Genomic DNA, 23,930 nt, shown 5'->3' on the forward strand with positions numbered 1-23,930 from the left:
GTGCCCGTGTGCCGCGATTGTTCAGTCGCATCAACCGAAGGGAGTGACAGTGCGCCTTGAAACACAGGAAGCCCACGATATCGCCCGGCGCGCGGCCATACGCGCCGGCGCGAGCGATGACGTTGCCAATGCGCTGGCGAATGCGGTTGTGTCTGCCGAATGGGCCGGCAGTCGTGCGGTGGGGTTCGCCCATTTGTTCGACTATCTCGACGGCTTCGTCAAGGGCCGCATCGCGAAAGATGCGAGACCCGAGGTGACGTTTCCCGCCCCGGCTGCGATCGCGATCGATGCGAAACGTGGCATTGCCCAAGTCGGATTCGACCAGGCATTCGACGAACTGGTGCGCCGCGCGAAGGACTATGGCGTGACCGTATTGCTTCTGTCGAACAGCTTCACAGTTGGCGAATTAGGCTACTACACGCGCCGTTTGGCCGAAGCGGGACTCGTTGCTATTGCAACGACCAATGCCACGGCTCAGATGACGACGCTCGAAAGCCGCAAGGCCGTCTACGGCACGAATCCTTTGTCATTCGCTGCGCCGCGAGCGGGCGCCAAGCCGTTCGTCATCGACCAAGCGTCGAGTGCAACGGCCTTCGTGAACATTCGCCAGGCGGCGGCGCGCAGCGAATCGATCCCCGAGGGTTGGGCCGTCGATGCGCAAGGCAACCCGACCACCGATGCACGCGAGGCCGTAAAAGGGCTGCTGCTCGCGTTTGGCGGGGCGCGCGGCGCCAACATTGCGATGATGCTGGAGTTTCTGGTGGCGGGGCTGGCGGGCAGCAACTGGTCGATCGACGCGCCAAATTTCGCCGAGGGCAGCGAGTCTCCCGGCGTTGGCCTGTTCGTGCTTGCCATCAAGCCGGAACTCGTGGTCGAGGATTTCACCACACGCCTGTCGTCGCAAATCGAGCGGCTCGCTGCGCAAGGCGTGCGAATTCCCGGCAGTCATTTGAACATCACAGAGATCGATGTGCCGGACGAGTTGCTCAAAAGGCTCGAAGTCTAACGGCCACTATCATTGGCAAGCGCCTGCCCCACCGAATCTTCGGGAGGCAGGCGCTTGTTGCATCGAGAGTGACTTCAGTTCTGACCGAGCCAGACAGCGAAACGCTGGTTGAGATCGTCGGTGTGATCCGCCCAGAAGGCGACATCGGAGTCGACCGCGCCTTTCTGGTTCACGGGCGCAGTCGGAAGGTAGGGCAGCAGCTTCGGCGGGACCATCGAAATCGACGATTTGCGCGTCGGACCGTAAGCGGTGAGCGGCGCGAGTTTCGACAGCACGTCGGGTTGCGTCGCATAGCGCACGAAGTTCTGCGCGGCTTTCAGGTTCTTCGTGCCCTTGACGATGGCATAACCCTCCAGGTATTTGACCTGACCGTCCCAGATGAAGCCGAAGGGCTTCTTGTCGTCGGCGATTGCGCTGTAGATGCGGCCGTTGTACGCGCTGCTCATCGTCACTTCACCGTCGGCAAGCAGCTGCGCCGGTTGCGCGCCGGTCTCCCACCAGACGATGGACGACTTGATCGTGTCGAGCTTCTTGAATGCGCGGTCCACGCCCGCGCGCGTGGCGAGCACCTTGTAGACGTCGGCTGGCGCGACGCCATCGGCAAGAAGGGCCCATTCCAGTGCACCTTCCGGCGATTTGCGCAGGCCCCGCTTGCCGGGGAATTGCTTGAGGTCGAAGAAGTCGGCAATCTTCTTCGGTTCGTGGCCTTTGTACTTATCGCTGTTGAAGGCAATGAGCGAGGACCAGACGATGTTGCCGGCCATGCAACTGGACACGGCGCCAGGCGTATAGTCCTTTGCGGCAGGTGTGCCGTCTGGCGCGGGGGCGAGCGAGGCAGGGTCGAGCTTTTCGAGCAGGCCTTCGTCGCATGCGCGGGTCACGTCGGAGAGCTGCAGGTCGACCACGTCCCACGTGACGTTTTTCGTTTCGACCTGGCTGCGAATCTGGGCGATGCCGCCGTTGTATGAGTCGTTTTTGACCTGAACGCCTTTGGCGGCGGTGAAGGGCGCGACGGTGGTCTTGTCTTGCGCACCCTGGTACGAACCGCCCCAGGAAACGAAGGTAATTTGCGCGGCAGCCGCCGAGGCGCTCATCACGCCACACGCAAGCAGCATTCCAACGATGACTGACGTTTTCACTTTTTGTACCCGAGTAGAGAGTGGAGAATGTCCCGATCGCACCGTGACATTGCGGTGAAGATTGACCTGGACAAAATCCATCGCGGCCAGGATCAAACCCTCTTATGACGAGATTCACTGCGGTTGATATTCGGGCCGCTGCGGGGACGATTCACTATGTTCAGGAGCAGGGCCGATCGAATTGACCGGCGAATCTTTGAATCAGGAGACGGACCTTGAACACCGCTGTATATGAATTCCACGAAGGCACGCTTGCGTTGCTGATTTCCATCCCGCATCTGGGAACCGGAATTCCAGACGAGGTGTGCGCGCAGTTGACAGAGGTTGCGGGCGAGGTAGCCGACACGGACTGGCATCTGGACACGCTTTACGATTTCGCGCGTAGTGCCGGTGCGTCTGTGCTCGGGGCCAGAATTTCCCGGTATGTGATCGACCTGAATCGCCCATCTACGGGGGAGAGTCTTTATCCCGGGCAGACGACAACTGGCCTTTGCCCCACGGAGACCTTTCGCGGAGAACCGCTCTACCGGAACGGCACGGGCCCATCGGAAGCCGACAAGGCGCTGCGGCTCGAACGCTACTGGCGGCCGTACCACGAGAAGCTGCAGGCGGAGCTGGAGCGCTTGCGCGCCATCCACGGCCGCGTGCTGCTGTGGGAGGCGCACTCTATCGCGAGCATCCTGCCTCGGCTTTTCGAGGGCAAGTTGCCAGATCTGAACCTGGGCACGAATTCAGGACTCAGCTGCGACCCGCGCATCATGGAAGCGGTAACCGCCCAGCTAGCCGACCAGCCTTATACGTGGGTGCACAACGGACGCTTCAAGGGCGGCTTCATCACGCGCCAATATGGACGGCCCGAGCATGGCGTGCATGCAATTCAGCTGGAGATGTGCCAGTCGACTTACATGAACGAAACCGCGCCGTTCGAGTATCGGCCTGACCTGGCGGAAAAAGTGAAGCCGGTCGTGCAGGGGATGGTTGATGCAGCGCTCGGTGCGCTCAAGCATCTGTAGAAGTCGCACCCGCAAAAAAGCCGCCATAGCGCGATGTCTCGCGCGAGGCGGCAAGGTCCTGCTGAGAAGCCCGGAAGTTAGAGCGCTTTCACCAACTCCGGCACGGCGTTGAAGAGATCCCCAACGAGACCATAGTCGGCCACGCCAAAAATAGGTGCTTCGGCATCCTTATTGATGGCCACAATGAATTTCGAATCCTTCATGCCCGCAAGGTGCTGGATCGCGCCGGAAATGCCTACGGCGACGTAAAGCTCCGGCGCTACGATCTTGCCGGTCTGACCGACTTGCAGGTCGTTGGCTGCGAAGCCCGAATCCACCGCGGCACGCGATGCGCCAATGGCCGCGCCCAGCTTTTCCGCGAGCGGATCGAGAATCGCGAAGTTCTCCGCGCTGCCAAGGCCGCGGCCGCCGGAGACCACCACGCGTGCGGACGTGAGGTCAGGGCGATTGCTCATTGCGATCTCGCGGCGGATGAACCGCGATAGTCCCGAGTCGGCAACAGCGGGCGCCTCCACGACTTGCGCGTTGCCGCCGGACGTTGCTGCGGCGTCGAACGCCGTCGTGCGGATCGTGGCCACTTTCACGGCGTCCGCCGATTGCACCGTTGCGATGGCGTTGCCGGCGTAGATGGGACGCTGGAACGTATCGACGGCGTCGATCGCGATCACGTCGGAAATCTGCGCGGAATCGAGCTTGGCGGAAACGCGCGGGGCGGCGTTTTTGCCCGCTGCCGTTGCCGGGAAGAAAACGTGCGAATAGTCTTTGGCTAGCGCCGCGACCTGGGCTGCCATGTTCTCGGCCAGTGCATCGGCGAAATGAGGCGCGTCGACGAAGATGACTTTGTCCACACCAGCGACCTGGCTGGCCGCTTCGGCGACGGCGCGCGCGCCGCTCCCCGCGACGAGCACATGCACGCCATTGGCAAGCTTCTGCGCAGCGCTGATGGTGTGAAGCGTGGCAGCCTTGAGCTGTGCGTTGTCGTGTTCGGCAATAACAAGTGTCGTCATTTAGATCACCTTCGCATCGTTTTTGAGTTTCTCGACGAGCGCTGCCACGTCTGGCACCGTCACGCCTGCCTTGCGAGCAGCGGGCTCGACGACCCTGAGGGTCTTGAGCCGAGGCGCAGGATCGACGCCGAGCGACGCAGGCGTCACGGTTTCGAGCGGCTTCTTCTTGGCCTTCATGATGCTCGGCAGCGTCACGTAGCGCGGTTCGTTCAGGCGCAGATCGGTCGTGATGATGGCTGGCAACTGCAGGGCGATCACTTCGAGACCGCCGTCCACTTCGCGCGTCACGGTCGCAGTCGAGCCTTCGATCTCGATGTGGCTCGCGAACGTCGCCTGCGGCCAGTCGAGCAGCGCCGCGAGCAGCTGGCCTGTCTGGCCGGCGTCGTCGTCGATCGCCTGTTTGCCGAGGATAACCAGTTGCGGTTGTTCCTTTTCGATGACGGCTTTGAGTAGCTTCGCTACAGCGAGCGGCTGAAGCTCGGCGTCCGTCTCGACCAGCACCGCACGATCGGCGCCGATTGCGAGCGCGGTGCGCAGCGTTTCCTGGCTCTGGGCAACGCCGCACGAAACGGCGATGACTTCGCTGGCCGTGCCCGCTTCCTTCAGGCGTGTTGCGGCTTCCGTTGCGATTTCATCGAACGGGTTCATCGACATCTTCACGTTGCCGATGTCGACGCCGGTGTGGTCGGACTTCACGCGCACCTTCACGTTGTAGTCGACGACGCGTTTCACTGCGGTAATCACTTTCATCTCATCTTCCTCAGATTCAACATTCTTGCGTGCCGGCGGGCTCGATGGTCACCAGCACGGGAAGCGTTTTGCGCTGTGGCTCGTCAATGGCGGGAACAACTGGCGAGAACTGGATGGCGCGATCCAGGTTTTCGGCGATCAGAAACTGATTCGCTTCGACATTGCCCTCTGCATCACCATCGCTGGTACGCCACGCGCATACAGCCTGGAGCGCGACGACTGCGACCGAACAACCTCGCAATACGCTGACCGGCTCGGTAATCGCCCTGATCGTCACGCGGTAACGGCCCCTGGCGGTCATGACGTTGAGTGCGGTCACAGGGCCGTCGATGAGCGTTGCGTTCCACTGCGCGCCGCCGTCGTACCCGGCGGCTTCGAACGGCTTGAGCATCACAGCAGAATCCGTTTCACGCAGCATGACGCCTGCGCCGCGCAGCACGAAAGAGAGCCGGTCGATGCCCTCGAATCGCGAGTAGGGCCCGTTACGTTCCACCTCGGCGAGACTGATGCGCCAATGGGCTCCGTTCGCCGCAATCGTCCGCGTGACGCCGCCGCCATTTCGCCAGCGCTCCACAGGCAGCGAGTCGACCGAACGCACTTCGATTGCCGACATACCCGGCGCCTCAAGACACCGCGCCAAGGCCGTACTTGCCCGTGAGCAGTTCACCCGTTTCGAAGCGCTCGATCGAGTACGGTTTGAGCGAAACATCGGTCGGCAAGCCCAGCGCTTCCTGAGCGAGCACGCGGCCCACGGTGGGCGAGAGCTTGAAACCGTGGCCCGAGAAGCCATAGCCCACGACCAGCCCTTCAATGCCCGGGAGTTTCCCGAGCACGGGATTCCAGTCGGGAGTCACGTCGTACACGCCCGTCCACGAGGAGGCAATGCCCGCGGTCTCGTACTCGGGGAAGCGTTCGGCGACCTGTGCGCCGACTTCGACGACGTAATCCATCGGAATGTCGCCCTGCTCGGTTTCCGCCGTGTTCAGCTTTTCGCCAACCACGCCTTCGCTCACGAGCATCTGGCTGCCGCCGTAGCTTCGGTAGTACAGCATGCCGGTGGAGGCGAGGTCCTTGAAGACCGGCATGGTGAAGGTGTATTTGGCGGCGTCGCATTCGAGCGCCAGTACGGCGTGGCGTTCCGGCATGATGGGCAGCGCGCGGCCCGTCCAGCCAGAAAGCTCCGGAGTCCAGATGTTTTGCGTGCTGATGACCATCGAAGTCGCAAAGTCGCCGATGCTGGTCGAGACGCCAACGACCTTATTGCCTTCAATGAGAATCTTGTTGACCGATGCATTCTCGCGGATCGTCACGCCGCCGCGGCGCGCGGAGCGCGCAAAGCTCGTGGCGACCAGGTACGCGTCGGCGAATCCGGCCTCCGGCTCGTAGCCGATCAGCGCGGCATCGTCGAATCGTGCGATGGGCAGCAGTTCTTTCGCTTGCTGCGCGCTGAGCAGTTCGAGCGGAATGCCTTGCTCCTTCTGCTGATCGAGCGACGCACGCAGCGGCTCGAGCTTGTCGCCTTCGCTCGCAACGATCATGTAGCCGCACTTCACGAGGCCGCACGATGCTTCATCATCGCCCAGGTAGTTGGCGAAGTTGTTGAAGACATCCCACGATTTGCGCGCAAGCTCCACGTTCTCCTTGACGGAGTAGTGCGTGCGGAGAATGCCCGATGACTGCGAAGTCGTTCCGGCCCCAATCGTTCCGCGGTCGAGCACCAGAACGTTCTTCGCGCCGAGCTTCGAAAGCTGGAACGCTACCGAACTGCCGATTACTCCCGCGCCAATCACCACCACATCGTATGAGTTCACGATTCCGCTTCCTTCGTTGGTCAAGTCGTGAGCTCAGTGTGACGGCGATGAATGGGCCGCACGCCAATATAAGAGCGGGCGATTTTTAGCAAAAGCGAGCATCCGTTCTGGCGCGTGGGCGCGGGCGGCGAATGCAACACATCGTTGTGTGGAGCATAAGCACGCGTTATCTCATGGGGACGCAAATTTTTTCGGTCTTACGATGCGCTGCACGTGACGCATTCGGCGTTGCGCCACAGGGTTATCGACATGCATACACAGTCCCTCGTTGAGCAATATGGTCCGCGCGAATCCATGGAGTATGACGTCGTCATCGTTGGCGGCGGTCCTGCGGGGTTGTCGGCGGCGATTCGCCTGAAGCAGCTCGCCCAGGAAGAAGGCCAGGACGTGAGCGTCTGCGTATTGGAGAAAGGCTCCGAGATCGGGGCTCATATCCTTTCAGGCGCGGTCATGGACCCCCGGGCACTGACTGAACTCGTTCCCGACTGGAAGGAGCAGGGCGCGCCGTTGAACGTCGAGGTGACGGAAGACCGCTTTCTCTTTCTCTCGGAGCAGGGCGCGCGAAGTGTTCCCAACTGGCTGCTGCCCGATACCTTCAAGAACCACGGAAACTATGTCGTGAGCCTCGGCAATGTCACCCGGTGGCTGGGCCAGAAGGCTGAAGCGCTCGGCGTGGAGATATTCGCGGGCTTTCCCGCGGCCGAAGTGCTCTATGGCGAACGCGGCGAGGTGCGTGGCGTCGCCACCGCCAACATGGGCATCGGCAAAGACGGCAACCCCGGCGACGCGTTCCAGCTCGGCATGGAACTGCACGCGAAATACACGCTCTTTGCCGAGGGCACGCGCGGACACTTGGGCCGGCAGCTCATGGAACGCTATGAACTGCGCAAAGGCGCCGATCCACAGGTCTATGGGCTAGGCATCAAGGAGCTTTGGGAAATCGACCCGAAGCTGCATCGGCCAGGCCTCGTGATTCATACGGCGGGATGGCCGCTCGAGCGCGACACGTATGGCGGTTCGTTCCTCTATCACCTCGATAACAACCAGGTCGTGGTGGGCTTCGTGGTCGGCCTTGGCTACACGAATCCGTACTTGTCTCCGTTCGAGGAATTCCAGCGCTACAAGGCGCACCCGGAGATCCGCAAATTTCTCGAAGGAGGCAAGCGCCTGTCTTACGGTGCGCGCGCCATTACGGCAGGCGGGCTGATGTCGTTGCCCAAGCTGGTCTTTCCAGGCGGCGCGCTCATTGGATGTGAGGCGGGTTTCCTGAACGCCTCGCGCATCAAGGGAAGTCACGCGGCCATTGCGACCGGCAAGATGGCGGCTGAAGCGGTGTTCAGCGCCGTTTCCGGTGGTCGCCAAAATGATGTGCTACGCGAATACCCGGAAGCGTTCGAGCGCTCGTGGCTCAGGGACGAGTTGCATCGCGCCCGCAATTTCAAGCAGTGGATGAGCAAAGGCTTGTACACGGGCACGATGATGGTAGGCCTCGAACAAAAGGTGCTCGGCGGAAGGGTGCCCTGGACGCTGCACCACAAGCATGAGGACCATCAGACCTTGCTGCCTGCGAATCGATGCAAGGAGATTGTCTATCCGAAGCCGGACGGCAAGCTGACATTCGACCGGCTCTCGTCGGTGTTCCTCTCAAATACGAATCACGACGAAAACCAGCCGGCGCACCTCACCTTGAAGGACTCGTCTGTGCCGGTGCGGGTCAACTTCGACGTATACAGCGGACCGGAGTCACGCTTTTGTCCCGCGGGCGTCTATGAGTTCACGCGTCATGGCTCTGGTGGCAGCCAACTGGTGATCAACGCGCAAAACTGCGTGCACTGCAAAACCTGCGATATCAAGGACCCCACCCAAAACATCGTATGGGTGACGCCGGAAGGAGGCGGCGGGCCCAACTACCCAAATATGTAGCGGCACGCCGGACTTGGGTGTGTTCATAAGGGGCGGTGATGCTCAATATAATCGAGCTGAACGGGTGTTCAATATGATGGCTGACCAGGCATCGTGATTTTCCCTGGGTTATCGGGGAAATCGCCAAAAAACGTAAAAATTACGCGTTGCAAACAAATTTGACGCGCTACTATGCCGTTCAAGAGCTCTCTTTGCCCGGACTTAACTGAACCACTGTTCAATGTTGGTGCAGGGGAATCCGGGCCGTACGCGGGTCGTCAGTCGAGTCTGCCCCTAACGGACGAAGGACAGAGTCAAGGATGGGCACCAACGATCGAGCGGGGAGCAAGGTTATTTAATTAGTAAGGATCACGAAATAATCAGTTCTTAATACGTGGCTGTGTGACATGAGATGTCTTTTTTAACCTGAAAGCGATTGACGCAGAGCGCGTCATTTGACGTCGTCAAGGAGTGTATGGAATGGAACTGCACAAGAAGTTGACCCCGAAGATTGTGGCTCTTGCTGCAGTCGCCATGGCCAGTACGAGCGCCTCTGCCAGCAACCTTATGTTTGCCAGCTGGGGCGGGTCCTATCAGGACACGCAGGTGACCACGGCAACGAAGCCGTTCGCCGCGAAAACTGGAACGAACGTCCAGGTCGATACGTACAACGGCGGCATCGCACAGATCCGCAGCCAGGTTCAAACGAAGAACGTCACGTGGGATGTCGTGGACATGCAGCTGGCCGATGCCGCGCGCGCGTGCGACGAAGGCCTGCTCGAGAAAGTGAATCCCGCTTCGCTGCCTGCGGGTAAAACGGGCACGCCGGCAAAGTCCGACTTCCTGCCGGGTGGCCTGTCGGACTGCATGGTCGGCAACGTCGCGTGGTCGACCATGATCACGTACAACAAGGATGCGTTCAAAGGCACGACGCCGACCGCGATTTCGGACTTCTTCGACCTCAAGAAATTTCCCGGTAAGCGGGGTTTGCGCAAGTCGCCGGAAGGCGCACTGGAATGGGCGCTGCTGGCCGACGGCGTGAAACCCGCCGACGTGTACAAGGTGCTCGCGACTCCCGCCGGCGTGGACCGCGCGTTCAAGAAGCTCGACACCATCAAGCCGTCTATCGTGTGGTGGGAGGCAGGCGCTCAGCCGCCGCAACTGCTCGCCGACCGCGAAGTGACGATGACGAGTGCGTATCCGAACCGTATCTGGGTGGCTGTCGAACAGGACAAAAAGCCTTTCGGCTTCCTTTGGGATGGCGAGGTGAAGAACATTGAAGGCTACGCGATCGTCAAGGGCACGAAGAACCTGCAGGCTGCCGAAGACTTCGTGAAGTTCGCCACGTCGACCGAACAGCTTGCGAAACTCTCGACCGATACGGCGCTCGGCCCGATGCGCAAGTCGTCGATTCCGCTGATCAACCCCGCGGTTACACCGTATCTGCCGACGAATCCGTCGAACACGAAAAACGCCGTCGATGTCGACGTCAACTTCTGGGCCGATCACGGCGACGACCTGAATCAGAAGTTCGCCGTCTGGCTCGGCAGCAAGTAAATCGACGCCATGTCGCAAACGGGTGCATTCTCGACGCAAGGCGCCGGGCGTGCACCTGGCCGTGTCTGAGCGCTGCGACACCTCGCGAATGCATTAGAGAGAACCATGACTTTCAAGCGCACCTTTCATGCCGTTGAAACTCACGCCGGCGAACCCATGCGGGTGATCACCGGCGGCGTGCCGCACATTCCGGGCAACACCGTGTACGAGCAGATGACGTGGCTCCGGGAGAACGACGATCAGATCCGCAAGCTCATGCTGCGCGAGCCGCGCGGCTATCCTCCGCTTTGCTGCAACCTGATCGTACCGGCGAAACATCCGGATGCCGCCGCGGGCTACATCATCATGGAGCAGGTCGAGTATCCGGTGATGAGCGGCGGCAATACGATCTCCGTCGCCACGGTCCTGCTCGAAACCGGCATGTTGCCGATGCAGGAACCCGTCACCGAGTTCCAGCTCGAAGCGCCGGCGGGATTGATCGGGATTCGCGCAGAGTGCGCGAACGGCAAGGTCACGCAGGTGACGTTCAAGAATGTGCCCGCCTTCGCGCCCTATGTGGATACCGTGATCGACGTGCCCCATATCGGCAAGGTCACGGTCGACGTGGGTTGGGGCGGCATGTTCTATGTCATCGCCGACGTGCGGCAATTCAAGGGGCTCGAACTCATTCCGGAACACGGCCGGGAAATCACGCGCATTTCGGCGCTCATTCTCAAAGCCGCTCAAGAGCAGTTGCCGGTCGAGCATCCGCACTATCCCGGCTACGGCATTACGATCGCGCAGCTCTCCGGCCCGACCACGAACCCGAACGCGGACTGGAAGAATGCGGTGACGGTGGCCAGTGGCGAGATCGATTTCGATAACCCCGCCACGTGGACCGGCGCGATCGATCGTTGCCCATGCGGAACGGGAACGTCCGCGAAGATGGCGACGCTTTTTGCCAAGGGGCAACTGGATCTGAATCAGCCGTTCCGTCACGAGGGCATACTCGGCACCGTGTTTACGGGGCGCCTCGTGCAGCAGGTTGCAATCGACGAAATCAAGGCCGTCGTGCCGACCATTTCAGGCCGTTCGTGGATCTACGGATACAACACCTATGTGCTCGACCCGGACGATCCCTTCGTCAACGGCTTTACGGTAGGCGATATCTGGGCGTGACAGATTGCCGATGATGCCCTGCGCGTGTGGCGGTCCACGCGGTCGCAGGGCTGTCGTGCTAGCGCGGCGCCGGGTCGCCTCGCAGCCACTCGATTAGCTGCGTGATGACCGGCGTGATGGTCCGGCCGTGAGGAACCACGACGAAATAGGCGTCGCTGGGCCGGAACGTCGCGAGGTCGATGCGCACCAGGTCCCCTGAGTGCAGCAGGTCGTCGACCAGGCGGTTCCAGCCCAGCGCGATTCCCTGTCCATAGCGCACGGCCTGAATGGCGTCCGTGTAAAGGCTGCATCGCAACACTTTATTCAGGCGCGCGGGCCGGTACCCGACTGCGCGAAACCATTCGTTCCAGCCCATCCATCCTTCGGACGTCGCGTCCGACTCCACGAGCGCCATCTTCGCCAGGTCATCGAGCGAGCGAGGTGTGCCGTATTCCTCGAGGAACGCCGGCGAGCATACGGGAAAGACTTCGACATCGAACAGCAAGGTCGAAGTCCCGTCCTGCCAGTTGCCGTCCCCATAGCGCACGGCGACATCGACCTCTACGTGCCGAAGGTCCGCCGTAAACATGTCGGTAGACAAGCGCAGTTGCAAAGGGGGATCGAGCTTCTTCAGTTTCGCGAGGCGCGGCAAGAGCCGGAATTGCGAAAACGCAGCGGTCGAAGCCAGCACCAGTTCTCTTTGCTCGGTTCCGGTTACCAGCCGGTCGAACACGCCTGCGATTTTCTGCATGGACTCGGCGACAACCACGTATAGCGCTTCGCCTTCACTCGTCAGATCAATTGAGCGGTGCAACCGATGAAAGAGTTGCACGCCGAGCGTTTCTTCCAGGAACCTGACCTGCCGGCTCACGGCGGACTGCGTGACGCCCAGTTCGCTCGCGGCAAAGGTGAAACTCCCAAGGCGCGCCACGGCTTCGAACTCGACCAGGGCAGTCAGCGAGGGAACGATCCGACGATAGCCTTTCGTTGCTTTGGTGGTTTTCATCCGCATTCACATCTGTCGTGAGCATCTTTTTCAAGGGGAAACCCTGGCCTGCTATCCCCTGTTAATCGGGCCGCCGGGCCCATTTCGTGCCCCGTGTTCCGCGGGCATTTTCGCATGATTTAAACGAATGTGAAGCAGCTTATAAAGCGCGTTGACGGTGCAATTTGACGGTCCAATACTTCACGCCATATCAGCGTCCCACGCGCTATGAAACGTTCTCATCAAGAGGCCCGCCATGTCTGAAGTTCAAATTCAAACGCACCGCGAACTAATCGATAGCCGCAAGAAAGGACACGGGATGCCCGGTGAATTGTTCGGGCGTCAGGATGTGTTCGAAACGGACGTCGAGGTGTTTTTTCACAAGCTCTGGATTCTGGTTGGCGTGACGGCCGACGTTCCGGAGCCGGGCGACGTTCACACAGTGGATATCGGCCGTGCATCGATCATCATCGTGCGCGACGACGACGAGAACGTGCGTGCCTATCGCAACGTTTGCCGTCATCGCGGCTCGCGCATCATGAAGAAGGCCGGCAAGGCGAGCGTCGGGATGCTCGTGTGTCCGTACCACCAGTGGACGTACGATCTGGACGGCAGCCTCAAGCATTCGACGCATATGGGCCAAGACTTCGACGCGAGCTGTCACAGCCTGATTCCGGTCCACGTGAAGACGGTGGGCGCGCATATCTTCGTTTGCCTCGCCGACGAACCGCCCGCAGACTTCGAAAAGCTCGAGACGGTGATGGCCCCGCGCTTCGCGCCATACGACCTGACGCGAACGAAGATCGCCTATGAAATGGAGATCGTCGAAAACGGCAACTGGAAGCTCGTGATGGAAAACAACCGCGAGTGCTACCACTGCGCGGGCACACACCCCGAGCTGACGAACTCGTTTCTTGCGGAAGACTTCGGCTTTTGTCCGGACGGGCAGAGCGAAGAGTCGCTGCAGGCCTACGACGATTACCTGAAACGCAATTCGGCGTGCCTGGAGAACTGGGAAAAAGACGGCTATGTTTGCGGCACCGTTGAAGCGCTCGACGAAAGCGTGGAGACCAACTTCCGCACTCAGCGGCTCGTCATCTCGGGTGCAAACGAATCGCAGACGCTCGACACGAAAGTGGCCTGCACGAAGCTGCTCGGTGGCGTGGAGCGCCGCGATCTCGGCGACGTGCACATGTGGGGCCATCATTCGTGGACTCACGTGATGAGCGACCATGCCGTGATCGCGTATAGCTTGCCCCTCGCACCCGACAAGACGCTCGTGCGCACGGTCTGGCTAGTCCATGCAGACGCGGTTGAAGGCGTGGATTACGACCTGAAAAAGCTCACTGAGGTGTGGGTCGCGACGACGACCCAGGACGCGGAACTCGTTGGGAACACGCATGCGGGAACGCAGGATCCGGCCTATATTCCGGGGCCTTTTTCGAACTTCACGGAGGCCGCGCTGGACCAGTTCTCGCGCTGGTACGACGCGAAGCTGAAAGCGCACGGAGTTTGAGGTCGCCATGAACGTAGCCGCAGATTCATGTTTCATCGGGCAGGGTCACGACATGCTTGATCGCTTTTGCAGTGCGAGCACGTGGGAACGCGCAGACGCGCAGTGGGCAAGTCACGAACAGCGCACGTTGGTGTGCACGCGCGTGTCTGCCGAGACGCACGATGTGCGGACCTTCGCGTTCAGCACGCGCGATGGCCAGCTTTTTAGCTTCGAGCCGGGGCAGTTCATTACGGTGTCCGCCGATATCGACGGCAAGGAGGTCAGCCGCTGCTACACGATCTCTTCGCCACCCACGCGTCCCTATACGCTTTCCATCACGGTCAAGCGCACGCCGGGCGGCATGATGTCGAACTGGCTGCACGAGAACATGAGAGAGGGCGTCGAGCTGAAGGCATTCGGACCGTCGGGTGTGTTCACGCCTTCTTCGGGGCCTGCTGCAAAGAGCCTTTATCTTTCGGCGGGATCGGGTGTCACGCCGTTGATGTCCATGACGCGCGCGGCGCTCGACCTCGGGCTGAACCGCGACATCGTATTCATTCATAGCGCACGCACGCCCGAAGACATCATCTTCCGTAACGAGCTTTCGAACTTATGCGCGCTCTCGGACAAGCTGCGGGTCGTTCATGTCTGCGAGGCGCTCGGGAGCGAGCCGGCCTGGTCGGGGCCCGTGGGGCGTCTCAGTCTGGATCTGCTGATGGAGCATGTGCCGGACTTCCGCGATCGAGAGGTGTTCATCTGCGGCCCGGGCGGTTATATGGACGCTTCCAGAAAGATGCTCGCAGATGGCGGGCACGACCCGTCCCGCTATCATCAGGAGAGCTTCAACTTCGCAGAGACCGTGGAATGCGCCGAAGCGCCGGTTGTCGAGGCGAGCGCCGAACCGGGCGCGGAGGTCGGCTTTACGGTGCAACTGGCACGCTCGGGCCGCTCGTTCACGATGGCCGCCTCGCAAACGGTGCTCGTCGCCGCGCGCAAGGCCGGTGTGCCCTTGCCATCGTCGTGCAGCCAGGGCATTTGCGGGACGTGCAAGACGAAGGTGATCGAAGGCTCCGTGGACATGAAGCACAACGGCGGCATTCGTCCGCGCGAGATCGAAAAGGGCATGCGGTTGATGTGCTGCAGCCGCCCGACTTCAAACCTCGTGCTCGATTTGTAGCAGGCGCACAGCAGTCTGAACGGCTTTGGCGGCTGTTCAGCTTTCATTGAAATGGTCCAATGCCCCGTCGTAGCCCGCAATGCGTTGCGTGGCGCGCCGGGGCAATTCTTTTTTGTCGTCTGAACTTTCACCGTATTACTCGCAGTTTTCTCGCATATTCCTGGTGGTTTCCCTGACGCAATCCCCCCCAGGACTTTCCCTTGTTCGGCACGGTTTGCCCCGCGTCTCGATCATTGGCCGATCAAGGCCGTTTCCGACACTCAATTGCCCGCAAAGCCCCAGCCTATATAGCGAACGCGCGTCGCTCGCCTATTCGCTAAACGTTTCATTGCTCACCTGGCGTCCCGCACGCATTACCAAAGGTATGGAAAAGGGTCGAAAAAATGTAGCTGGAGGCTGCGATTTGGATTGCTACGCTGCAATCACTGCATCAGGTGCTGCACCAGAACCGGAATCACCGAAGTATTGGATTCGAAGCCGGGTAAGCGCGGATGCAAGCTGAATCGCCACGCTAGAGCTTCCGGTTGTACCGGAGTTCGCCAGCGTCAATTTTCTGAACCAGCCAGTTGGGATGACAAATGGCCCCTCATCTGACGTTCGCACCGGGCGACGCAATGCCGCCCGGCGCAATCAACACAGCGGGTACGCCTTCGGTGGCCCGGCCCATTGCCATATCAGGAACCGACATTCTCACGGTCAAGAACCTGTCGAAGATCTTCGGTCCGAAGCCCGAGGTTGCCGCGCAACTGGTCAAGCAGGGCCTGGGCCGCGATGAAGTCTTCAAGCGCACCGGCAACATGGTGGCGGTCAACGACGTCAGCCTCAACGTGAAGGCCGGCGAGATCTTCGTCATCATGGGACTCTCGGGTTCCGGCAAGTCGACGCTCGTGCGCCTGCTCAATCGCCTGATCGAGCCGACGTCCGGCCAGGTCGTGCTCGAAGGCCGCGACATTGCGCCGATGTCCACGCCCGAACTGCGCGAAGTGCGCCGCAAGAAGATGGCGATGGTGTTCCAGTCGTTCGCGCTGCTGCCGAACCGCACGGTCATCGACAACATTTCGTACGGCCTGGAAGTCGCGGGCATGAAGAAGGCCGAGCGCTATGAAATCGCCCGCGCTGCACTCACGCGCGTGGGTCTCGGCTCGTACGAAAAGCTTTTGCCCGGTGAACTCTCGGGCGGCATGCAGCAACGCGTCGGTCTTGCGCGCGCCCTGGCGGTCAATCCTGCCGTGCTGCTGATGGACGAAGCCTTCTCCGCGCTCGATCCGCTCATCCGCTTCGAAATGCAGAGCGAACTGCTGCGGCTCCAGAAGGAAGAACAGCGGACCATCGTCTTCATTTCGCACGATATCGAAGAGGCCATCAAGATCGGCGGCCGCATCGGCATCATGAAAGATGGCTGCCTGATCCAGGTCGGCACGCCAGCCGAACTCATCCAGTCGCCGGCCGACGACTACGTGCGGGACTTTTTCCGTCACGTCGACGTGTCGCGCTTCCTCAAGGCCGAAAGCCTGCTGACCCGCGTCGAGCGCGGGCTGATTTCCGGCGACGTGGGCGCGCCTGCTGAACGTTACCTCAATCAACTGATCGATAGCGGCGCGGAATGCGGCTATGTGTGCGATCAAGCCGGCCGCTACCAGGGCTGCGTCACACCCGCTTCGTTGCACAAGGCAGGTGCCCAGCCCTTGCGCGAAGCGTTGCTCAAGGATCTGAGCACGGTCTCGCTGGACACCGATCTGCACGAACTCTCCGCGATCGCCCTGAGCCAGCAACACGACGTGCCCGTGACGGACGCGGCGGGCAAGCTCGCGGGCGTCGTGTCGTGCCGAACGATACTCAAACAGGTTATGGAGCGGAGGGCAGCATGAATTCGTCAGTCATCGGCAAGTTCGCAGAGAACGCCGTCAATTTTCTCTTCAATCACTTCCAGGGCGGATTCAACGCGTTTTCCGCGGCGCTGGGCGCAGTCGTCAAGCTGCTCGAAGACGGGCTTGGGGCGATTCCCTTCGTTGCGATGCTCGTCTTCCTCGTGGCGTTCGCCTTGTGGCGCCGCGGCATCGCGTTCGCAGTGTTCGTCGGTATCGCGCTGATGCTCATTCATTACATGGGACTGTGGCCGCAAACGGTCTCCACGTTGGCCCTTGTCGTCGCCGCGACGGTGTTCAGTCTCATCGTCGGCGTGCCGCTCGGCATCTGGGGCGCGCGAAACAAGCGGGTCGAGATGATCCTGCGCTCGCTGCTCGATTTTATGCAGACCATGCCGGCGTTCGTTTATCTGATTCCGGCCGTGATCCTCTTCGGCCTGGGCCGCGTGCCTGCCGTGATCGCCACCGTCGTATTCGCCATGCCGCCTGTGGTGCGACTCACGACGCTCGGCATTCGCCAGGTTCGCGAGGAATTGCTGGAAGCAGGGCGCTCGTTCGGCAGCACCGACGCGCAACTGCTCTGGAAAATCCAGTTGCCGAATGCATTGCCGTCCATCATGGCCGGCGTGAACCAGACCATCATGATGTCGCTTTCGATGGTCGTGATCGCCTCGATGATCGGTGCAGGTGGACTCGGCGAGTATGTGTTGAGCGGCATCCAGCGGCTTGATATTGGCATCGGCTTCGAAGGCGGGCTTGGCGTCGTATTGCTCGCCATCGTGCTGGACCGCTTGACGGAGACGTTTGGTGTGAAGTCGAAGAAGAGGAGAACCGTCACGAAAGTGGGCAAGGCTGGCACCACCGAAGCGGCACACAGCTGACCTGAAATCACAGGCAGGTCATCGGTGACGGAATGGGTAGTTTCGATATCAATACGGAGTACTAATATGAGCAGCGATATTTTCAAATCACTCGTGGCGAAGGTGGTGCTATCGACAGTCGTCGCCATGAGTGTCGGTGTTGGGTCTGCCGTGGCGGCGGAGCCGATCAAGCTGGCGATCACCGACTGGGCGGATGTTCTCGCCACGGCAAACGTCGCCAAATACGTGCTCGAGACGAAGCTGAATCAGCCGGTCAAGTTCGTCAATGCGGACATCGGCATTCAGTTTCAGGGCGTGGCGCGCGGCGACCTCGACATCATGGTGGGCGGCTGGCTGCCGGTGACGCACGCCGTGTACTACGCGAAGTACAAGAACGATCTGGATGATGTCGGCGTGATCTACACGGGCGGCCGAAACGGCTGGGCCGTGCCCGCCTACGTGCCGGAGTCGCAGGTTTCGTCGATTTCGGACCTGAACAAGCCGGACGTCAAGAGCAAGCTCGGCGGCACGATTCAGGGCATTGGCCCGGGCTCGGGCCTGATGCAGGCCTCCCAAAAGTCAGTTGAGGCTTACAGCCTGAACGGCTACAACCTGCAGTCGTCGAGCGAAGCCGGGATGCTTGCCGCCGTGTCGCGCGCGTATCAAACGAAGCAATGGGTCGTTGCGACGGTGTGGAGCCCGCACTGGCTCTGGCAGAAATGGCAAATGCGCTATTTGAAGGACCCCAAGGGCACGCTGGGCGGCGAAGAGCAGGTTCACGCGTTCGCGTCCAAACAGTTCGCCACCAAGTTTCCTCGCGCCGATGTGTTCTTCAAGCATTTCAAGCTGACGCTGGCTGATGTCGAAGCCATCGAGCTCGAAGGCAACAGCACGAACGATTATGCGACCGCCGCGAAGAAGTTCGTCGACGCGCACCCGGACAAGCTGAAAGCCTGGCTGCAGCAGTAACCAGAAGGTTCGTATTCACGGGGGCAGGAAAGGCCCGCTGCCCCGACGATTTTCCTGTTCCAGCAGGGCCTGCTTGACACGATTACTTCCTGGAGTGACCTGTGAGCGAAAACTCGTGCTTCTTTTCTGAAACGCTCCAGAGCCGTGACCCGGTCATTGCATCGGAGATCGCGCTCGAATTGCGCCGGCAACAAACGCAAATTGAATTGATCGCTTCCGAGAACATTGTTTCGGCAGCGGTGATGGAAGCGCAAGGGACGGTGCTGACCAACAAGTATGCCGAGGGCTACCCGTCGAAGCGCTATTACGGCGGCTGCGAGCACGTCGACCGGATCGAGGCGCTCGCCATCGACCGCGTGAAGGCGCTGTTCGACGCCGAGTATGCCAACGTGCAGCCGCATTCCGGCGCGCAGGCAAACGGCGCGGTCATGCTCGCGCTCGTCAAGCCGGGCGACACGGTGATGGGCATGTCGCTCGACGCTGGCGGCCACCTCACGCATGGCGCGCGGCCGGCGCTTTCCGGCAAGTGGTTCAACGCCGTGCAGTACGGCGTGAGCCCGCAAACGTACCGTATCGACTACGACGCCGTGCGGCGACTCGCGCAGGAGCATCGTCCGAAGCTCATCATTGCGGGCTACTCGGCGTATCCGCGCGCGCTCGACTTTGCCGCTTTCCGTGAGATCGCGGATAGCGTTGGGGCGCTGCTCATGGTCGACATGGCGCATATCGCGGGCATCGTCGCGGCCGGTCGCCATGAAAACCCGCTCAAGTACGCGGACGTGGTGACGTCGACCACGCACAAGACGCTTCGCGGCCCGCGTGGCGGCTTCATCCTGACCAACAACGGCGACATCGCCAAGAAGATCAATTCCGCCGTGTTCCCCGGCTTGCAGGGCGGTCCGCTCATGCACGTCATTGCGGGCAAGGCGGTTGCGTTCGGCGAAGCGCTGCGTCCGGAGTTCGCGGGCTATATCGACCGCGTGCTGCGTAACGCCGAGGCGCTGGGCAACGTGCTGCAATCGGGCGGGCTCTCGCTCGTCACCGGCGGCACCGACAACCATCTGCTGCTGGTCGATCTTCGCTCGAAGCGCATCACGGGCACGCAGGCCGAAAAAGCCCTCGAGCGCGCGGGCATCACCTGCAACAAGAACGGCATTCCGTTCGACACGGAAAATCCGACCGTCACTTCCGGCATCCGGCTTGGCACGCCTGCGGGTACGACGCGCGGATTCGGCACCGCTCAGTTCGAGCAGATCGGCGAAATGATTCTCGAAGTGCTGGCGGGCCTCGAACGCGAGCCCGGTGGCGACGACCACGTCGAACGCGCGGTGCGTAGCCGCGTGAGAGATCTGTGCAACCAGTTTCCGATTTATTCGCACGCCGACGCGCTGGCATGAGCCTGGCACTCGTAGTGCGAATGCGGTGAACACCAGATTATTTGTTTGAAGATTACTGAATAGAGGAATCAAAATGAGCTTCGAGGGCGTACATACTCCGCTGGTCACCCCGTTCAAGGAAGACGGTGAAATCGACCATGCACTGCTCGGCAAGCACGCAGCGAATCTCGCGGGCCGCGTTTCAGGGCTCGGGATCGGCGGCACTACGGGTGAATACTATGCGTTGAGCTTCGAGGAACGCGTCAAGACGTTCAACACCGTTGCCGAGGCGGCGGGTGGCAAAACGTATCTGACCGCAGGCATCAACGCGACTACGACGAAGGAAGTGATTCGCCTTGGCGTTGAAGCGAAGCGTGCGGGTCTGTCGTCGCTGCTGGTTGCCGCGCCGTACTACGCGCAGCCGACGCAGGAAGAATTGCTCAGCCACATGCTGAAGGTGGACGACGCGCTCGACATGCCGATCATGCTGTACAACTTTCCGGCGCGCACGGGAACGGAGATCAGCGATGGCGTACTGGCCACGCTGCTCGAGCGTCCGAACTTTATCGCCATGAAGGAGAGCACCGGCGATATTTCGCATCTGCATCACCTCGTCACGCACTTCAAGGACCGGTTGGTGCTCAGTTGCGGCATGGACGACCAGGCGCTCGAATTCTTCGCGTGGGGCGCGAAGAGCTGGGTCGGTGGCGCATCCAACTTCCTGCCGGAAGCGCACACGGCGCTCTTCGATGCGTGCGTCAAGCAGAACGATTTCGTTCTGGGCCGCGAGCTGATGACGCAATTGCTGCCGGTGCTCGAGCTGCTCGAGCGCAGCGGCAAGTTCATCCAGTACGTGCGCTACGGCTGCGAACTGGTGGGGCTGCCGGTTGGCGTCGCGCGCGCACCGCTTGGTTCGCTCACGCAAGAGGAGCGCAGCGCGTTTGCGCAGCTTGTGAAGCCGCTTATTCGCAACGCCCAGTAACAACAGAAAATGGTCTCGAACCTGGAATTCGCGCGCTTTCCTGCGCCAGATGGCGTCAACGGGTGGTGGGAGAGCCTCCCGCCAGCGGGGCCTGCCAACGCCGTGTCGTCGGAGCATCGATACGACTGGGTTGTCGTTGGCGGTGGCATCACCGGGCTTTGCGCGGCTCGCCGGCTTGCCGAGTTGGCGCCCGATGCATCGATTGCGCTTGTCGAGGCCGATCGCATCGGGCGCACGACAGCCGGGCGCAATTCCGGATTCTTCGTCGATTTGCCGCACGACATCAGCAGTGAAAGCTATTCGCGCAGCGTGGCGGAGGACAAGGCTGACGTGCGGTTTCAACGCCACGGGATCGACTATGTGCGCTCGATCGTAAGGCAGCACAACATCGATTGCGATTGGCGCGACGACGGCAAATTTCACGCCTCCGTCAACAAAAAGGGGCTCGACGCGCTCTCGCATTTTGCGCAGGGCTTGACGCGCATCGACGAAGCATTCGAATGGCTCGATCAATCGGCCATTCGCGCCGTGACGGGAACGGACTTTTATCAGGGCGCACTGTTTACGCCGGGCTGCAGCACGGTGCAGCCGGCTGCGCTCATGCGTGGTTTGGCAGCCACGCAGCCGGAAAACGTGACGGTATTCGAGTCGAGCGCCGTGACGGAAATCGAACATCGCGGCAACGAGAAAGTCCTGCATTGCGCCAGAGGAAAGATCGTCGCCAAACAGGTGATTCTCTGCACGAACGCTTACGCGGCGACGTTTGGCATCCATCCCAATGGCTTGCTGCCCGTCTACACGTTCGCATCGATGACTCGCGTCATGGATGCCGGCGAGGTTGCAAAGCTGGGCGGCACGCGATCGTGGGCGCTGATTCCCGCGGACCCGATGGGCACGACGGTGCGCCGTCTCGCCACTGACCGTATTTGCGTGCGCAACCATTTCGCGTTCCGACCGGGGTTGCAGGTGTCGGAAACCGATCTCGCGAAGGCGAAAGCGTTGCATCAACGCTCGTTCGACCGCCGGTTCCCCATGCTCAAAGGTGTCGAGCTCGAATACACGTGGGGCGGTCCGCTGTGCCTCTCCGCGAACAACGGCGCATTGTTCGGCCGCCGCGACGATGGGATTCTGGAAGCGGTGGGATGCAACGGGCTAGGGCTGAGCAGAGGGTCTTCGTCGGGCAAGCTGATCGCCGAATACGCGCTCGGCCAGACCAACGAGCTTGTACAACAGCTTCTGAACCAGCCGCATCCTCGCTCGCTGCCAGTCCGGCCCATTGTGGACATGGCGGTGTCGGCGACGATCTGGGCAAAGGAAATGTCGGCGGGAGCCGAGCTGTAATTAACCAAGGACACGAGAATGACGACGCATCAGGAATGGAAGCAGAAAGCCGCGGCATTGTCGCTGGACGGGCGCGCATTCATCGCCGGAGAGCGGTGTAGGGCGGCGTCGGGCGAATCGTTCGCTACGCTCAATCCCGCATCGGGCAAGGTGCTGGCGGAAGTGGCGAAATGCGGCGAAAAGGATGTGGATCACGCTGTCGCCGCTGCGCGCAATGCATTCGAATCCGGCGTGTGGTCAAAGGCCGCGCCGGCGCATCGCAAGGCGGTCCTGCTCCGCCTTGCGCAGTTGATCGACGAGCATGCGGACGAACTGGCGCTTCTCGAAGCGCTGGAGGCGGGCAAGCCGATCAGCGAATGCCTCGCTCTGGATATTCCCGAATCGGCAGCGTGTATTCGTTGGCATGCCGAAGTAACGGACAAGCGTTACGATGCGCTGTCACCATCGGGCGCGGACGTCGTCAGCATGATTACGCGCGAACCGATTGGCGTGGTTGGCGCGGTGCTGCCCTGGAATTTTCCCGCGCTGATGCTGGCCTGGAAGATCGGTCCGGCTTTGTCGGTTGGCAATAGCGTGGTCGTGAAACCTGCTGAGCAAACGTCGCTCTCGACGCTGCGCATTGCCGATCTCGCCCTCGAAGCTGGCGTGCCTGCGGGCGTGTTCAGCATCGTCACGGGATTTGGCGACAGCGCGGGACAGGCGCTAGGTCGCCATCCCGATGTCGATCTCGTCGCGTTCACCGGTTCGACTGCTACCGGCAAGCGCTTTCTGCACTATTCCGCGGATACCAACCTCAAGCGTGTGGTGCTCGAATGCGGCGGCAAGAATCCGCAGGTGATTCTTCCCGATGTCGCGAATCTCGATGCAGTCGCCGAACAGGCCGTGGCCGCTGCATTCTGGAACATGGGAGAGAACTGCAGCGCCGGCTCGCGAATTCTCGTGCCTTCCAGCAAGCGGGCGGAACTGGTCGAGAAAGTGCAGGCTGTGCTCGCGGGCTGGAGGACGGGCGATCCGCTCGACCCGGATGCAAAGCTCGGCGCGCTGATCGAACAGAAGCACTATGAGAAGGTGCTTGCGCACATCGAGAAGGCGAAGGAGGAAGGCGCGCGTTTGATTTGCGGCGGACGAGCCGCGCTGACCGAAACCGGAGGCTGGTTCGTCGAGCCTACGATCTTCGACCAGGTCACGCCGGATATGGCAATTGCACGGGATGAAGTGTTTGGGCCGGTCGTCTGCTTTATCGAATACGAGGACGTGGAGGACGCCATCCGCATCGCGAACGACACATGCTACGGCCTGGCGGCATCGTTGTGGACGGATAACGTGAACAGCGCGCACAAGGTCGCTTCGCGTATCCGTGCGGGCACGGTCACGGTAAACTGCTTCGGCGAAGGCGACCTTTCGACGCCATTCGGCGGCTTCAAGCAATCGGGCTTTGGCGGCCGCGACAAGTCTGTCTATGCACACGACCAGTATTGCGAGTTGAAGACCACCTGGTTGAAACTCGCTTGAACCGGCGGCGGTAAAGCGCGCGAGCGGGCCATTAGGCCCTGCTCGC

20 protein-coding genes are annotated in these 23,930 nt (G+C 61.0%); 14 read left to right on the plus strand and 6 right to left on the minus strand.

All coding sequences use genetic code 11. The features are described 5' to 3' along the window. Positions 1-49: 49 nt before the first annotated feature. On the plus strand, positions 50-1,006 hold the full coding sequence (locus VSR72_RS17845; protein WP_342953666.1) for an Ldh family oxidoreductase: 957 nt from the start codon (positions 50-52) through the stop codon (positions 1,004-1,006). A gap of 74 nt (positions 1,007-1,080) precedes the next feature. Here VSR72_RS17845 and VSR72_RS17850 read toward each other — a convergent pair whose 3' ends face one another. Continuing rightward, the gene (locus VSR72_RS17850; protein ID WP_342953667.1) at positions 1,081-2,145 is read right to left on the minus strand and encodes an ABC transporter substrate-binding protein; all 1,065 of its coding nucleotides are present in this window, start codon (positions 2,143-2,145) and stop codon (positions 1,081-1,083) included. A gap of 215 nt (positions 2,146-2,360) precedes the next feature. Between VSR72_RS17850 and hutG the strand changes: the two genes are divergently transcribed. Further along, positions 2,361-3,158, plus strand: a complete 798-nt coding sequence (hutG, locus tag VSR72_RS17855) for an N-formylglutamate deformylase (RefSeq protein ID WP_342953668.1) — start codon at positions 2,361-2,363, stop codon at positions 3,156-3,158. A 77-nt stretch (positions 3,159-3,235) separates the two neighbouring features. Here the strand turns inward: hutG and VSR72_RS17860 are convergent, their stop codons facing one another. Genes VSR72_RS17860 through VSR72_RS17875 form a run of 4 tightly spaced genes read right to left on the minus strand, consistent with a single transcriptional unit; the run spans position 3,236 to position 6,726 of the window. Next, positions 3,236-4,165, minus strand: coding sequence for an FAD-binding protein (locus tag VSR72_RS17860; protein ID WP_342953669.1), 930 nt, complete (start codon positions 4,163-4,165; stop codon positions 3,236-3,238). After that, positions 4,166-4,915: an electron transfer flavoprotein subunit beta/FixA family protein gene (locus tag VSR72_RS17865; RefSeq protein ID WP_342953670.1), complete on the minus strand. Its 750-nt coding sequence runs from the start codon at positions 4,913-4,915 to the stop codon at positions 4,166-4,168. A gap of 16 nt (positions 4,916-4,931) precedes the next feature. Next, positions 4,932-5,528, minus strand: coding sequence for a HutD family protein (locus VSR72_RS17870; protein WP_342953671.1), 597 nt, complete (start codon positions 5,526-5,528; stop codon positions 4,932-4,934). Positions 5,529-5,538: 10 nt separating this feature from the next. Next, positions 5,539-6,726, minus strand: coding sequence for an FAD-binding oxidoreductase (locus VSR72_RS17875; protein WP_342953672.1), 1,188 nt, complete (start codon positions 6,724-6,726; stop codon positions 5,539-5,541). Positions 6,727-6,975: 249 nt separating this feature from the next. Here VSR72_RS17875 and VSR72_RS17880 point away from each other — a divergent pair, with 249 nt between their 5' ends. The 3 genes from VSR72_RS17880 to VSR72_RS17890 all read left to right on the plus strand — a co-directional run bounded on the left by VSR72_RS17880 (position 6,976) and on the right by VSR72_RS17890 (position 11,343). Then, positions 6,976-8,649: an electron transfer flavoprotein-ubiquinone oxidoreductase gene (locus tag VSR72_RS17880; RefSeq protein WP_342953673.1), complete on the plus strand. Its 1,674-nt coding sequence runs from the start codon at positions 6,976-6,978 to the stop codon at positions 8,647-8,649. A 585-nt stretch (positions 8,650-9,234) separates the two neighbouring features. Continuing rightward, positions 9,235-10,185: an ABC transporter substrate-binding protein gene (locus tag VSR72_RS17885; RefSeq protein ID WP_342953674.1), complete on the plus strand. Its 951-nt coding sequence runs from the start codon at positions 9,235-9,237 to the stop codon at positions 10,183-10,185. A gap of 105 nt (positions 10,186-10,290) precedes the next feature. Beyond that, positions 10,291-11,343, plus strand: a complete 1,053-nt coding sequence (locus VSR72_RS17890) for a proline racemase family protein (protein WP_342953675.1) — start codon at positions 10,291-10,293, stop codon at positions 11,341-11,343. A 58-nt stretch (positions 11,344-11,401) separates the two neighbouring features. Here VSR72_RS17890 and VSR72_RS17895 read toward each other — a convergent pair whose 3' ends face one another. Continuing rightward, positions 11,402-12,328, minus strand: a complete 927-nt coding sequence (locus VSR72_RS17895) for a LysR substrate-binding domain-containing protein (RefSeq protein WP_342953676.1) — start codon at positions 12,326-12,328, stop codon at positions 11,402-11,404. A 235-nt stretch (positions 12,329-12,563) separates the two neighbouring features. Between VSR72_RS17895 and VSR72_RS17900 the strand changes: the two genes are divergently transcribed. From VSR72_RS17900 to VSR72_RS17940, 9 genes are all read left to right on the plus strand, one after another. Further along, positions 12,564-13,823, plus strand: coding sequence for an aromatic ring-hydroxylating dioxygenase subunit alpha (locus tag VSR72_RS17900; RefSeq protein WP_342953677.1), 1,260 nt, complete (start codon positions 12,564-12,566; stop codon positions 13,821-13,823). A 7-nt stretch (positions 13,824-13,830) separates the two neighbouring features. After that, positions 13,831-14,979 carry a hybrid-cluster NAD(P)-dependent oxidoreductase gene (locus VSR72_RS17905; protein ID WP_342953678.1) on the plus strand — a complete coding sequence of 383 codons (1,149 nt, stop codon included), beginning with the start codon at positions 13,831-13,833 and terminating at the stop codon, positions 14,977-14,979. Between the two features lie 578 nt (positions 14,980-15,557). Further along, complete coding sequence (locus VSR72_RS17910; RefSeq protein WP_342953679.1) at positions 15,558-16,847, plus strand: glycine betaine/L-proline ABC transporter ATP-binding protein; 1,290 nt, start codon at positions 15,558-15,560, stop codon at positions 16,845-16,847. Then, a complete protein-coding gene (locus VSR72_RS17915; RefSeq protein ID WP_342953680.1) occupies positions 16,844-17,725 on the plus strand; it encodes a proline/glycine betaine ABC transporter permease in 882 nt (293 codons plus the stop codon). Before VSR72_RS17910 ends, VSR72_RS17915 begins: the two co-directional genes overlap by 4 nt. A 66-nt stretch (positions 17,726-17,791) precedes the next feature. Then, entirely contained in the window at positions 17,792-18,673 is an 882-nt protein-coding gene (locus tag VSR72_RS17920) for a glycine betaine ABC transporter substrate-binding protein (protein ID WP_342953681.1), read from the plus strand. 101 nt (positions 18,674-18,774) lie between these two features. Further along, the gene (glyA, locus tag VSR72_RS17925) at positions 18,775-20,070 is read left to right on the plus strand and encodes a serine hydroxymethyltransferase (RefSeq protein ID WP_342953682.1); all 1,296 of its coding nucleotides are present in this window, start codon (positions 18,775-18,777) and stop codon (positions 20,068-20,070) included. Positions 20,071-20,143: 73 nt separating this feature from the next. Continuing rightward, complete coding sequence (locus VSR72_RS17930; RefSeq protein ID WP_342953683.1) at positions 20,144-21,031, plus strand: dihydrodipicolinate synthase family protein; 888 nt, start codon at positions 20,144-20,146, stop codon at positions 21,029-21,031. Positions 21,032-21,040: 9 nt separating this feature from the next. After that, the gene (locus VSR72_RS17935; protein ID WP_342953684.1) at positions 21,041-22,372 is read left to right on the plus strand and encodes an FAD-binding oxidoreductase; all 1,332 of its coding nucleotides are present in this window, start codon (positions 21,041-21,043) and stop codon (positions 22,370-22,372) included. Between the two features lie 18 nt (positions 22,373-22,390). Further along, positions 22,391-23,884, plus strand: coding sequence for an aldehyde dehydrogenase (locus tag VSR72_RS17940; protein WP_342953685.1), 1,494 nt, complete (start codon positions 22,391-22,393; stop codon positions 23,882-23,884). The last annotated feature ends 46 nt before the right edge of the window (positions 23,885-23,930 follow it).

This window comes from Paraburkholderia sp. JHI869, from assembly GCF_038900775.1.
Taxonomy (GTDB): domain Bacteria; phylum Pseudomonadota; class Gammaproteobacteria; order Burkholderiales; family Burkholderiaceae; genus Paraburkholderia.